At 68.6% G+C, this 12009-nt stretch carries 11 protein-coding genes; 5 read left to right on the top strand and 6 right to left on the bottom strand.

The genetic code is table 11. The annotated features are described in order from the left end of the window. Nucleotides 1-16: 16 nt before the first annotated feature. A complete protein-coding gene (locus ABD768_RS01755) occupies nt 17-1912 on the top strand; it encodes a DUF2207 domain-containing protein (protein ID WP_343972100.1) in 1896 nt (631 codons plus the stop codon). 133 nt (nt 1913-2045) lie between these two features. Here the strand turns inward: ABD768_RS01755 and ABD768_RS01760 are convergent, their stop codons facing one another. The 4 genes from ABD768_RS01760 to ABD768_RS01775 all read right to left on the bottom strand — a co-directional run bounded on the left by ABD768_RS01760 (nt 2046) and on the right by ABD768_RS01775 (nt 6164). Continuing rightward, complete coding sequence (locus tag ABD768_RS01760; protein ID WP_343972097.1) at nt 2046-2573, bottom strand: ferritin; 528 nt, start codon at nt 2571-2573, stop codon at nt 2046-2048. Nucleotides 2574-2647: 74 nt separating this feature from the next. Then, nucleotides 2648-3070 (bottom strand): hypothetical protein, encoded by a 423-nt coding sequence (locus ABD768_RS01765; protein ID WP_343972094.1) that lies wholly within the window; start codon nt 3068-3070, stop codon nt 2648-2650. Between the two features lie 17 nt (nt 3071-3087). Next, the gene (locus tag ABD768_RS01770) at nt 3088-4998 is read right to left on the bottom strand and encodes a DUF2264 domain-containing protein (RefSeq protein WP_344836533.1); all 1911 of its coding nucleotides are present in this window, start codon (nt 4996-4998) and stop codon (nt 3088-3090) included. Beyond that, on the bottom strand, nt 4995-6164 hold the full coding sequence (locus ABD768_RS01775) for a hydroxyacid dehydrogenase (RefSeq protein WP_344836535.1): 1170 nt from the start codon (nt 6162-6164) through the stop codon (nt 4995-4997). The genes ABD768_RS01770 and ABD768_RS01775 overlap by 4 nt, the downstream gene beginning before the upstream one ends. 215 nt (nt 6165-6379) lie before the next feature. On the opposite strand from ABD768_RS01775, the gene ABD768_RS01780 reads away from it, so the two are divergent. Continuing rightward, nucleotides 6380-7294, top strand: coding sequence for a proteasome assembly chaperone family protein (locus tag ABD768_RS01780; protein ID WP_343972086.1), 915 nt, complete (start codon nt 6380-6382; stop codon nt 7292-7294). A gap of 178 nt (nt 7295-7472) precedes the next feature. Next, on the top strand, nt 7473-8171 hold the full coding sequence (locus tag ABD768_RS01785; RefSeq protein WP_344836538.1) for a hypothetical protein: 699 nt from the start codon (nt 7473-7475) through the stop codon (nt 8169-8171). A 1-nt stretch (nt 8172) separates the two neighbouring features. Here the strand turns inward: ABD768_RS01785 and ABD768_RS01790 are convergent, their stop codons facing one another. Then, the gene (locus tag ABD768_RS01790) at nt 8173-8628 is read right to left on the bottom strand and encodes a DoxX family protein (protein ID WP_344836541.1); all 456 of its coding nucleotides are present in this window, start codon (nt 8626-8628) and stop codon (nt 8173-8175) included. 154 nt (nt 8629-8782) lie between these two features. Here ABD768_RS01790 and ABD768_RS01795 point away from each other — a divergent pair, with 154 nt between their 5' ends. Further along, nucleotides 8783-9631, top strand: a complete 849-nt coding sequence (locus ABD768_RS01795) for an acyl-CoA thioesterase (protein ID WP_343972079.1) — start codon at nt 8783-8785, stop codon at nt 9629-9631. 169 nt (nt 9632-9800) lie between these two features. Then, on the top strand, nt 9801-11042 hold the full coding sequence (thrS, locus tag ABD768_RS01800; RefSeq protein ID WP_344836544.1) for a threonine--tRNA ligase: 1242 nt from the start codon (nt 9801-9803) through the stop codon (nt 11040-11042). Between the two features lie 109 nt (nt 11043-11151). On the opposite strand, the gene ABD768_RS01805 is transcribed toward thrS, so the two are convergent. After that, entirely contained in the window at nt 11152-12009 is an 858-nt protein-coding gene (locus ABD768_RS01805) for a MaoC family dehydratase (RefSeq protein WP_344836547.1), read from the bottom strand.

The following is a 12009-nucleotide window of genomic DNA, read 5'->3' on the forward strand; positions in this document are numbered from 1 at the left end:
TCGGTACTGTCGCGACATGCGTAGGGGATTCTTCACAGCCGTCGCCGCTGTGTTCGCCGGGCTCGTCCTGGCTGGGTCGGCAGTGCCGTCACAGGCGGCGACCACCGGCAGCACGGACGTCATCGACTCGATGCAGTTCACGTACGAGGTGACCGCCGACGGAGTGCTGAAGGTCCGCGAGCAGATCGTCTACCGCTTCCTGCCGGCCGCCGACCGGCACGGCATCATCCGGGACCTGATCACCCGCGAGGTCTACGTCGACGACAAGTCGAAGGACCAGGAGTACCGAATCTCCAACGTGCGCGTCTCCAGCCCGTCCGGAGACAGCGCCGACTTCACCCAGACGGTGAACAAGACGAACAACGACCGCGACCAGAGCCTCCGGATCAAGATCGGCGCCGCCGACCGGACCGTGAAGGGCCCGACCGCGACCTACGTTCTCCAGTACGACGTACGCGGCGCGCTCCGGCATTTCGCCGACCACAGCGAGCTCTACTGGGACACCACCGGAACCCTCACCGACGCCGTGACCAGAAACGTCTCGGTCAAGGTCACCGTGCCGGAGGGCGTGCAGCGCGCGACCTGCTTCGCCGGACCGCAAGGCAGCTCGACTCCGTGCGACCAGGCGACGGTGACCGCCGGCACCGGCGTCTACAGCCAGGCAGAGCTGGCACCCCACAGCGGATTGACCGTCGTCGCCGCGATCCCGGCCGGTGTCGTGAAGAACGACACTCCGATCGTCGTGGACGCGCCCGGCTTCCTGCAGCGAAACGGCCTCACCGTCCCCGGACTGATCGGCTCGGGCGCCGTCAGCTTCGCGGCGATCCTCGCGGCCGTGCTCTACAGCAAGAACGGCAACAAGGACCAGCGCTTCGCCGGGATGCCGCCGGGCAGCTTCCCGCCGGACGGGATGGTCGCCGCGCCGGTCAAGGACGACCTGAAGGAGAGCCAGCTCCCCGTCGCGTTCTCGCCGCCGAGGATCCCGGTCGCCGAGGGCGGCCTGCTGATCGACGCGAAGGCGAACACGACCGAGACCGCCGCGACCCTGATCGACCTCGCCGTCCGCGGCGGGATCCGGATCGACAACACCGGCGAGCAGCAGAAGGCCGTGCTGGTGAACCCCGCGGTGGCGACGGCGCCGCACGAGCAGTACCTGATGCAGGGACTGTTCCCCGGCCTGCAGCCAGGTGCCGAGATCGTGCTGGAGCGCCGCCCGACCGGCGACACCTCGATGCGCGAGGCACACGACGCGATGATCGCCCAGCTCCGCGAGCAGATCAGGCAGCGCAACTGGTACGTCCGGATGCCGCGCGCCGGCGGCGGCAAGGCCGTGTCGGGCGGCGCGAGAGTCGCCTGCCTCGGCATCCTCGGCACTTGGATCTTCGGCGGACTGATCGGTGGTACGGCGATCGGCGCGGCCACCGGCGGTCTGGGCCGGGCGATCCTCTTCGGGGTGCCGGCGCTGGCCGTGGTGATCGCGATCGCCATCTGGTTCGGAGTACGGGGCCGCGGGCAACGAACTGCCGCCGGTCGCGCGGTGACCGACCAGCTGGTCGGCTTCCGCACCTATCTCGCGACCGCCGAGGCGGATCAGCTCAAGTTCGAAGAGGGCGAGGACATCTTCAGCAAGTACCTGCCCTGGGCCATCGCCTTCGAACTGGCCGACCGCTGGCAGCGCGTCTGTGCCCAACTTGTCGCAGCCGGCCGGATCACCCCAGACCCCTACTGGTACACCGGCCCGTCCTACTACAGCTCAGGTTTCGCGGCCGGCAGCATCAGCCAAACCGTAGCGAACACCTTCGACCCACCACCCGCTCCCGCAGGCAGCGGCGGCGGAGGCGGCAGCTCCTCAGGCTTCAGCGGCGGCTTCTCCGGCGGCGGAGGCGGCGGAGGCGGCACCAGCTCCTGGTAACAGGGCGGTGGCAGAAGGCCCGGTAGTTCTCGGTGGTACTGGAGGTTCGGCTGGGCCGCCGCGCGGATGGCGGCGGCCCTGAGCACGGGCGTGGATGCGGTTCAGGACTAGGGGTCCTGGAGTGCGGGGGAGGCTAGACAGCGCCGCCGGCGGCCTTGGGGGCGGTGGGGTCGGCGCCTTCGTTGCCGACCAGTTCGCGGGCCAGGAAGTCCTCCAGGTGGAAGAGGTTGTCGCCGGCGCGTTTCGCGACGTTGACCAGGGTGGTCATGGCGGAGACCTCTTCGACCTGCTCCTTGAGGAACCACTGCATGAACTGCTCGCCGACGTAGTCGCCGTCGTCGCGAGCCGTCCGGGCCAGCGTCTCGATCTGCTTGGTGACGGTGATCTCCTGCTGCAGCGCGAGCTCGAGCGGCTCCAGCGCGGACTTGAAGTCGCCCGCGACCTCGCCGACGCCGGGGATCTGCGGCCGGATGTCCTTGTCCAGCAGGTACTGCACCATCATCATCGCGTGGTTGCGCTCTTCCAGCGACTGCTTGTAGAAGTGCGACGCGAGCTGCGGGAGATCCTGGTCGTCGAACCAGACGGCCACCGCCGTGTACTGGTGGGACGCCGTGAATTCGTTCCTGATCTGCTCTTGAAGAAGTTTCTCGTACGTGCTCATGCAGGCCAATGTAGTGCTCGCAGGTGGTTTTCTCACCGTTGGCGAGGCTCGCCTAACAGCGTGTCAGATGGTTGTCAGGTAAGGCTTTCCACATGCGATCTGATCGCGGGTAGGTTGCCCAGAGGGGCGAAGTAGCCGGCGATGCCGTGGTCGAAGGTGATCGCCGCGATCCCTTGCTGCAACCAGATCGGCGCCTGCGCGACCGCGTCGTCGGGGGTCAGGGCAAGCACCAGTACTTCGGCGTCGGCCGGGCTCAAGCCGTTCTCGATCGCGAACCCGCGGGCGCGCTGCGCCGACGTGAACGCCATCAGGAAGGGCTGGTCCTGATGCACTCCGACGAAGGGCTGTGGGTTCTCCGGCTCACCGCGCTGGACGAACCACCAGCGGTCCAGCCCGAAGGTTGCCGCCCACAACTTCTCCTGGTTGGCCGTGCTGGGGTCGGCCGCGACAGCCTCCGACAACGCGTCGGTGGCAGCGGGTTCGATCGTTTCCGTCATACCCCCACGGTACGAGGTCAGCGGTTCCTCATGCGCACAATTTCGGTGTCGTCACCGGGCAGTGTGAGAGTGATCTCGTGCCCGTCGACGGCGACCGCGATGCCCTCGGCGAGAGCCTCGGGGCGGATCGCGTCACGGGTCAGCAACACCGCGTGCACGAGCACCAGCGGCTCGCCGTTGTGAGCCGCGGTCAGGTACGGCGTGGCCGAGTGCGGCCCGAACGGGTTCGCTCCCAGATCGCGGTGCACGCCCGCCTCGTCGTACCCGTGCAAGTTGGCCACCGCGGCCATCAGTCCGTCCGAGTTCCGTGCCGACGCCCAGGCCGGTCCTTCGCCGACTGTTGCCGTTGGCAAGGTTTGCCCGGCAACCGCATACCCACCGCTGCGGACCAGTACGCCGGCAGGCCCGTCAACCAGTGAGCAGCGGATCTCCCAACCGCCATGCACCACCGACGCGGTCTCGATCGCCCACGGTCCGTCGCTGCCCAGCCACGCGTTGTTCCAGGACGCCGCCGTTCGCGTCCCCACGCCCAGTCGCCGGATCCGCCCGCGGTAGCTCGACTTGCCGTGCTGGTCGACGAGGGACGTCAGGTTGTCCACCCGTTGTAGGGAGGCCGCATCGGAGATCTCCGGCCCGGCGTGGTTCGCGTAGGCCAGCCGGTCGTAGTGCGGGTCGGCGGCAGGCTCGACGCCGTCAGGCTCGGCCGGGGGAGCATGGTCCGCGCCGTGGTTGATCAGCTTGACCACCTGGTCGTGCCGGCTCGCGTGCACCAGCCATCCAGGCGCAGGCATCGCCCGTACTTGGTCGGCCTCGTCCAGCGGCACGGTCTCCTCGGGATCCGACCACACCGGGTGCTCCGGCGGCAGCAGCAGCCCGATGAAGCCCTTGGAGGCCCAGTAGGGCGACCCAGGTCCGGAGTACGGCTGGGTAGTCGGCAGGAATGTGTCGTACCAACCCAGCGTCAGCAGCCCTCGCTCATCCGGTACGCCGTGCTGTACAAAGTGCCGCGCGATCCCCGAACACAACCGCCGCGTCTGCCCCGGCGTCAGCGGCGACGCGTCGAGGATCTGCCCCATCCAGTACGGCGTCGCAGCCGCCATCCGGTAAGTCAGCGACCGCCCCTGATAGACCGGAGCGCCATCGTTCCCGACCAGGTGAACCGCGTCCTCCAAGAACAGCGCCAGCCGCTCGCGATAGACCTTCAGCCGGTCGTCGTACTGCGCCCCTGGCGTCGCCGCCGCCATCCGGGTCCAGAGGCCCGGGTAGAGATGCATCGCCCAGCCGATGTAGTTGTCGAAGTTCTGCCCGTCGCCGTCGGAGTACCAGCCGTCGCCGACGTACCAGTCCTCGATCCGGTCCAGCCCGCCGTCGATGTCCTCCTGCGAGTACGGTGCGCCCACCGACGCGAGGAACTGCTCGCTGACGACTTGGAACAGCCGCCAGTTGTTGTCGTGCGTGGTCGATCCGATGAAGCCGCCGAGCCACTCCGCGACGTGCTCCTGGGAGCGGGTGTCGAGTCGATCCCAGATCCACTCGCGGGACTCGTGCAGCGCGACGGCGATCGCGGCCGCCTCGACCATCTGTTGCGAGCGCGGGGTGAGCCGCAGCCACGCCTCGGGGTGGTCCGGGTTGGCGCCGTTGGCGACGCCGCGCGCGTACCGCTCGATCAACTTCTCGCAGCCGACACCCCGGACGCCGGCGATCCGGAACGCGGCCAGCATGAACGACCTGGCGAACCCTTCCAGCTCGTCGGACGAAGTACCGGAGCGGCTCGGCCGGCCGGGCAGGACGACGCGGGCGTCGCCGGGGGAGAAGTACGGGATCAGCGAATCGAGTAGGTGGTCGGCGAGCGCCTCCCAGTGGGCGCGCGACCAGCCGGTCTGGCGGGACAGCACACGGTCGGTGTCAGGGAGCACGAGGCGGCTCATGCGATCCTCCCTAGTTCGGTGGAACTGATGACGTGATGAAGAGGAGCGCCGGAGGCAAAACGTTCCAATTCACTCACGGCCAGTTCGCCGAGCCTCGCGACCTCGTTGCCGACCGCGCCTGCCAGGTGCGGGGTGAGGAAGACGTTGCGCAGGTCGAGCAGCGGCGAGTCGGGCGGCAGCGGCTCCGGGTCGGTGACGTCGAGGACGGCGTCGAGACGGCCGGCCACGCACTCCCGCTCGAGCGCGGCGGCGTCGACGATCCGGCCGCGGGCGGTGTTGATCAGGACGGAGCCGTCCTTCAGCAGCCCGAGCAGGCGGGCGTCGACCAGGCCGACCGTCTCCGGCAGCAGCGGCGCGTGCACGCTCAGGATGTCGCTGCGGGTGAAGAGGTCGTCGAGCTCGACCAGCTCCGCGCCGAGCTCTGCAGCCTCGGCCGCGCTCAGGTACGGGTCGCTGATCAGTACTTCGAGATCGAACGCGCGCAGCCGCTCCGCCACCATCCGCCCGATCCGCGAGGCGCCGAGCAGCCCCACGGTGCTCCCGTAGCTGCCGGGCACCGCGCTGGGGTCCGGGCGCTGCTTGTTGATCCTGTACTCCGCTCCGAGCCGAAACGCCCGTTTGCCGCTCAGCACGATGGTCGCCACGGTGAACTCGGCCACCGGCAGCGCGTTGGCCACGACCGCAGACGAGACCTGGACGCCGCGCTCGAAAACGGCAGGGTCGACGAACCCCTTGACCGAGCCGGCCGCATGAATGATCGCCTTGAGCCTCGGAGCCACAGCCAGCACCTCGGGCGTGATCGCCGGGCAACCCCAGCCGGTGAGCAGCACGTCCACGTCCGCGAGCGACGCCCGGATCGCGGGGTCGTCGAGGAACGGATTGCCGGGCTCGTGCCTCGGGCTACCGCTGCCGGGGACGCTGCCTGGGCCGACCGGTAGCACCTCGGCCACCCGCTCCAGACGCTCCCGGACGGCGGGCACCAGCACGCGGGCGCGGCTGGACTCGTTCATCGCGAGCATCACCCTCGGCCGCCTCGTGACGGCAGCGGTCGGGGCGGTCGCGGGAGTCGTCGCCGCGTCGACGGGCGGCGCCGGCCGGGCCGCGGTGGAGGCGGTCTCCGGGGACGACGAGGTGGCGGTTTGGGTCGGCTCGGATTCGGTGCGCACAGGAGCACGCTAGCAAGCGCTTTCCCAGAATGCTCGTCCGCGGGCATGTCTGACCACATCCGGACACGACGACGCACCGGGCGCAGCGCGGATCGGAGGACCAAGTGAGAAAGATCCCAGCAGGCGGAATTACCGCCCAGCGTGCGGGCGTTGTCACAAGAGAAGGCAGGATAGAGGGGCCGACCGCCCTGAAGGCCACTAAGAAGGAGACGACGATGCTGCGACCGGACGACCTCTACGAGATCGTCGACGAGTCGGTGGCGACCGGCCCGGCGGCGACGCCCAAGGTGCTGGTGCATTCGCTCGACGGATTCATGGACGCCGGTCAGGCCGGCCGGGTGACGGCCGACCACCTGCTCGAGGTGCTCGACAACCGGCTGCTCGCGCGGTTCGACGTCGACCTTCTGCACGACTACCGGGCCCGCCGTCCCGAGGTGACGTTCGCCGAGGACCGGTTCATCGACTACAGCCCGCCGCAGCTGTCGCTGCACCTGATGAAGGACGACGCGGGCGTCGAGTTCCTGCTGCTGGAGGGCGTCGAGCCCGACAACCACTGGAACCGCTTCGCCGGCGCGGTCCGTCAGCTGATCGAGATGTACAACGTGACCCTGACCATCGGCGTGCACGGCATCCCGATGGGCGTCCCGCACACCCGCCCGCTCGGCCTGACGTCCCACGCGACCCGGCCGGAGCTGGTCACCCGCTCGAACATCTGGGACGGCGAGATGCGCCTCCCCGCGAGCGCGATGACCATGCTGCAGGTCCGCCTGGGCGAGGCCGGCAAGGACGCGATGGGCTTCGCCGTGCACGTCCCGCACTACCTGGCCGAGAACCGCTTCCCGGGCGCAGCGCTGGCCCTGGTCCACGCCATCTCCGCCGCGACCGGCCTGCTGCTCCCTAGCAAGGCCCTCCTGGATGAGGCCGCAGTGACTGGCCGCTTGGTCGACGAGCAGGTAGAAGCCTCCGAAGACGCCTCCTCGGTAGTCAACGCCCTGGAGACGCAGTACGACGCAGCCGCCGGCTCAGTAAGCCGCGGCAGCCTCCTAGCCGGCTCCACCCCCTCAGCCGACGAGCTGGGCGCCGAGGTCGAACAGTTCCTCGCCGAACTGAACCGCGAAGACGACAACTGATCGCGGTGTAATCGCCGTGAGACGGCGACTCCCTAGCGTGTGCAGGACGAACGCCTGCACACGCTAGCTCTGGGGGAGCCGAATGCGACCGAGCAAACTGCTGGGACCACTCGTAGCAGCCGCGATGATAGTTGGATTGTCGCTCCAACCCGCGGCTGCGGTCCCGAGGACAACGACCGTGCGGTACTTCGTGACAGCCGACGCGCACAAGTACTGGCACGCCTTCACCCACTGCCCGTCAGGCATGCTCGCCACAGGTGGTGGCGGCGGTGGCGGCGCAAATGAGGTCCGGCTGGTCTCCACCCAGGCCATCGACGGCGGCACCGGCTGGGACGTAACCATCGCGAACCCCACCGACCAATCAGTGGTCTTCTCGGTCTATGCCATCTGCTACAGCGGCCTGACGAACTACCAGGTACGCACCGAGACAGCGGCCGCCGCCCCGAACGACGTCAGCAACGGCTGGTCGGACTGCACCCTCGGCGGCAAGGTACTGGGCGGCGGCGTCTGGGCCGACACCTACAACGTCTCGCTCCGGGAGATGAGCGCCTCCCAGCCGCGCAACGCGTACTTCGGGCAGCTCCGGAACTGGGATTCCGTCCCCAGGACGATGACCATCCAGACCATCTGCGCCAACGGGATCACCCCCGACGCCTTCGTCACCGACTTCTACGAAGACGTCGCGCCGGGCCAGAACGGAATCTCCGAGGCGACCTGCCCGCCGAATCGCACCATCATCAGCGGCGGCCCGTTGGGCTCCAGCACTGTGATGAGCATCCCGGACCCGCAACCCGACGTCACCAAGTGGATGGTCTCGGTCCGCAACGAGACCTCGTCCACCGAACGCTTCGCTGCCACCGTCCTCTGCGGGATCTGACTCAGGCAGTCACCCGCGCGCGCTGACCGCCCCGGGTGAGCGTGCCGTCGACGCTGAAGCGGCCGGGGCCGGTGGCTGCCAGTGCGAGGGCGAAGAGGCCCAGTACGACGACCAGCTCCCAACCGCCGTCTGCCACGAACACCCCGTTCGACATGTGCACGAACAGGAACGCGCCGGCCATGTCGAGTGCCAACAGGACCCCGGCGACGGTCGTCAGTACGCCGAGCACCAGGGCTGCGCCGCCGATGAGTTCGACCGCTGCCGCGTAGTACGCGGAGAGCGTGGGGGCGGGCACGCCCATCTGGTCGAAGCCGGCCGCGGTGCCGTCGAGGCCGTTGGTGCGGAACTTCTGCCAGCCGTGGGCGATGAAGACGACGCCGAGGCCGACGCGGGCGATCAGCAGGACCAGGTCGCGGGAAGCGTGGACGGGCCGGGTCAGCGTGCGGAGGGGGCTCACAGCTACTCCTGTCAATCGTTCGTTTGATGGTTGAGTGCTCATCAACTTACAAGCAGCGACCGAAAGCTCACCGAAAATGCCCGGGTGAGCGGCGACACACGAGCAGTGCGCGGGCGCGCGTCCGTAGTACAGACAGAAGCTGTCAGGATGAGGCATGCCCGAGTCCCTGGAGGATCTGGTCGAGCTGCTCGACCTGGAAAAGATCGACGACGACCTGTTCCGCGGCCGGCAGCCGCAGACGACGGCCCAGCGGGTGTTCGGTGGGCAGGTGCTCGGCCAGGCGCTCGCCGCCGCCGGCCGCACCGTCGGCGAGGACCGCATCGTGCATTCCCTGCACGGATACTTCCTGCGCCCGGGCGACACGTCGGTACCGATCGAGTACCACCCCGAGCTGATCCGCGACGGCCGCTCGTTCAGCAGCCGGCGCGTGGTCGCGACCCAGCGCGGCAAGACGATCTTCTACATGTCCGCGTCGTTCCAGGTGCCCGAGCCGGGGCTGGACCACGCCGACAAGATGCCGGACGACCTGGTCCCACCGGAGGAGGCGCCGACGCTCGCGTCGGTCTTCGAGGCGGCGAGCGGTCGCAAGGCCGAGGACTGGAACAAGGAGTGGGCGGCCCTCGACGTCCGGCTGGCCGGCCTCACCGGGCGGCAGTTCTGGATCCGGGCCTCGGGCAAGCTTGCCGACGACCACGCCTTGCATGCTTGCGTTCTGGCCTATGCGAGCGACCTGACGTTGCTCGGGGCAAGCTTGTTGCCACACGGGATCATCATCGGCGACCGGCGGATCCAGCCGGCCTCGATCGACCATGCGCTGTGGTTCCACCGGCCGTTCCGCGCGGACGAGTGGCTGCTCTACGACCAGGCGTCGCCGTCGGCGTCGGGTGCTCGTGGATTCGCGACGGGGCGGCTGTTCAGTCAGGACGGGCGGCTGGTCGCCTCGGTCGCGCAGGAGGGGCTGATCCGGCCGATCGGTCTCGAATTGGACGATGAAGAAGCTTGAGCGATCTGCTAGCGTTGCCGGTATGAATCAGCGCGCAGTGGTGACGACGACGCCGAGGTACGTCCCGGCGCGCTGACAGCTGACTGTCGATTTTCGAAGCCCCGGGGCGAGTGCCCCGGGGCTTCGCCATGTGGACACTCGCCTCACTCATCGTTGAGGAGCCACACCCGTGAACAACCAAGCCAGATTTGACCACCGCAAGCTCGGCCGCGAGCTCGGCCTGTTCGACTCCGACCCGCTGATCGGCGCCGGCCTGCCGTACTGGCTGCCCGCGGGCGCCGCGATCCGCCAGGCCCTGGAGCGCTACATCGCCGACGTCGAGCGAAGAGCCGGCTACCAGCAGGTCTACTCGCCTGTACTGGGCAAGCGCGAGCTCTATGAGATCTCCGGCCACTGGTCGAAGTACAGCGAGGACATGTACCCGCCGATGTCGATCGGCGACGAGGAGGTCGTACTCCGCCCGAGCCTCTGCCCACACCACGCCCTCATGTACCGCTCCCGATCCCACAGCTATCGCGAGCTTCCCCTGCGGATGTCCGAGCTCGGTGGCCAGTACCGCTCCGAGTTGTCCGGCGTACTCGGCGGCCTCACCAGAGTCCGCGCGATGCAACTCAACGACGGCCACATCTTCTGCATGCTGGAGCAGGTCGCCGATGAGGCCCTCGCAGCGCTCGAGCTCATCAAGCAAGCGCACAGCGACCTCGGCATCAGCGCATCGGGTTACGTGCTGTCCCTACCCGCTGAGGATGCAAACCTCGGCGACCCGTCCAGCAAGTACGTCGGCGACGCGGAGAGCTGGGCGCTCGCCGCTGATCTCCTGCGCGACGTGCTGGACAAGTCCGGACTCGAGTACTCCGAGGAGCCCGGCGAGGCCGCCTTCTACGGGCCGAAGATCGACATCCAGATCGTCGACTCGGCCGGCCGGGAGTCGACCCTGTCCACCATCCAGGTCGATTTCCATCAGCCGGAGGCGTTCGGGCTGGAGTACATCGGTGCTGACGGCAACAAGCATCGGCCGGTGATGGTGCATCGGGCGATCGTCGGCAGCATCGAGCGGGCCGTCGCGCATCTGATCGAGGTGCACGGCGGCGCGTTCCCCGGGTGGCTCGCGCCGGTGCAACTCGTAGTACTGCCGATCTCTGATGACGAGGAGCAGGCTGCCGAGCAGGTCGCGCGCCGGGCACGGGATCGTGGGCTCCGGGTGGAGATCGCGCATGCCGACGAGGGGTCGCTGGGTGCGCGGATCCGGGAGAACCGGCTGGCGCCGTACCAGGCCGTGATCGGCGCGCGCGAGGCTGCGGCGGGTGCGATCGCCCTCCGCCTGCGCGACGGACAACAGTTGCCCCCGGCGCCGATCGGCGAGGCCCTCGACCGGCTCACCGCCGAGTGTGACCCACTCCGGCGTGATTGATGGGCGTCCCGATCGACAGGACATAGTCGGTGACTCAGCCGAGCGCCGCGCTCACGGAGGCGGCGACCGGCCGTGATCGGGGCACTATGTCCTGTCGATCGGGACAAACTCAGCGTGGTTGGAGTTGGCCGATCAAGTGGGTCGTGGTCTGGTCCTGGTTGTAGATGGCGAAGTCGACCGCGTCGCCCAAGCGCTGGTGGGCGAAGGTGACGCGGGAGGGGAGCAGGAGCGGTTTGCGGAAGTCGACGCGGACCGTGTACGCGTCGGGGAGCCCGCCGGATCGCTGGATGGAGGCCAGCGAGGCAGCCTTGGCCCACATCCCGTGCGCGATCTGGCGGGGGAACCCGAAAGCCTGTGCCGAGAGCTTGAACAGGTGGATCGGGTTCCGGTCGCCGGACGCGGCGGCGTACCGGCGGCCGAGGTTGGCCCTGAGATCCCAGACGGCGGTCGGCTCAAGACCAGGGTCGGGCAGCAGGTCAGCGTGTGCCGTCGGCTCGCCGGACGACCGGCTCAGCAGCGTGGTCGTGTCGGTCCAGACGACCTCGTCGTCCACGCTGACCGAGCTCAGCACGTCGAAGACCGTGCCCTTCGGATGCGGACGCTCGGGCCCGCTGTGCACGGTGATCGCGAACTCGGCGTGCATCGGCAGCGGCTTGAGCTGGGTGATCGTGTTGCCGAGGTGCACGATGCCCATCGGCTTGTACGGGAACGACGGATCCGACATCAGATCCAGGTGCAGCGGGAACGCGAGGATGTGCGGGTACGTGACCGGCAGCGCGGGTCCGGCCGCGAACCCGGTGACCTCCCGGTACGCCGTCAGGTGGTCCTGGTCGACTGTTGCCCGTGGCAACTCCAGGGTCAGCCCGTCGTGGTCCGGCTCGTACTCCGCTTTGCGCAGCGTGGCCTTGACCGTGCGGGCGTAGAGCGCGCCGAAGCCCGGCGAATCGGCGTACCGGCGGGTGGGCAT

It is taken from the genome of Kribbella ginsengisoli (assembly GCF_039537185.1).
Taxonomy (GTDB): Bacteria; Actinomycetota; Actinomycetes; order Propionibacteriales; family Kribbellaceae; genus Kribbella; species Kribbella koreensis.